Annotated in this window: 1 protein-coding gene; it reads left to right on the top strand. The window is 60.1% G+C overall.

Features of this window, described 5'->3' with window-relative positions; all coding sequences use genetic code 11:
• The first annotated feature begins 505 nt into the window (after positions 1-505).
• On the top strand, positions 506-940 hold the full coding sequence (gene tnpA / locus AC0L16_RS33475) for an IS66-like element accessory protein TnpA (protein WP_473625796.1): 435 nt from the start codon (positions 506-508) through the stop codon (positions 938-940).
• Positions 941-954: the final 14 nt, after the last annotated feature.

Here is a 954-nt window from a genome sequence, read left to right as displayed (position 1 = left end):
CGTCGCCGGCCGGAGCCCGTGAACACCTCGAACCGGCGCACCGGCTCCAAATCGTTCGACTTAAGCGTTAGCTCTGAGATCGTCAAATGTCGAAGCCCTCAAAGGCTCCGAACATCGTCCTTCATGCCAATCTCCGAAAGGTGCCGTCGGAACACCGCTTACGGCGCAGCAGGCGAAACTGGGTTTGGTGTGAGATGAATTGTGCGGCCGTTTCGTCGTACGTGATGGCTTGTGACGTGCAATTCGATATCGAGAAAGATTGCCGTTCTTGCGGGCCGAGAGCTAAAACGCGAGTTGAGTGGTCGCAGATTGCACCAATGCTTTTAATCAGAGTCTCCGGCGAGAATAGCCAACAGAGATACTAGTCGGCACCGGAAGCAAATATGTCCTGTTGACTTTCTTCGTCACCATCGGCCGCAAGAGCGTAAGCGGTGTTTCCGGACCTTTCGGGAGTGGTCGCGATCTGTGAGGTTGCCGATCCTGTATTGGGATCGGAGATCGGCTTGTGTCTGGACTTGACCTTACGCTTGACCCGGAGCGGCAGCTTCGGCGTTTCGAGGTGATCAACGGTGCCGGCGGTCGGCGTCACTGGTCGGTGGATGACAAGGCGCGGATCATCGCGGAGACGCTGGAGCCGAACGCAGTCATTTCCGAGGTAGCCCGTCGGTATGGCCTTAGGCCGCAGCAGGTCTTCGCCTGGCGCCGCGAAGCGCGCAAACAGGCCACTTCGGTGCAGCAAGATTCTCCTGCCTTTGTGCCGGCGGTTTTGGCGGCGGCGGAACCTGTAGCCAGCCGTTCACCGAAGCAGCGGAAACGGCAAGCCACCCGAGGTGCCGGCATGATCGAGCTTGAGATCGACGGCATCTCGATGCGCGTCGGCCGCGGCGCCGACACCAAGACGGTGGCCGCAGTGATCCGCGCGCTGAAGGCGACGTCATGATCGGGCCGACGGGT

It is taken from the genome of Mesorhizobium sp. WSM4848, from assembly GCF_055811375.1.
This window is presented reverse-complemented; position numbering and strand designations above follow the sequence as displayed.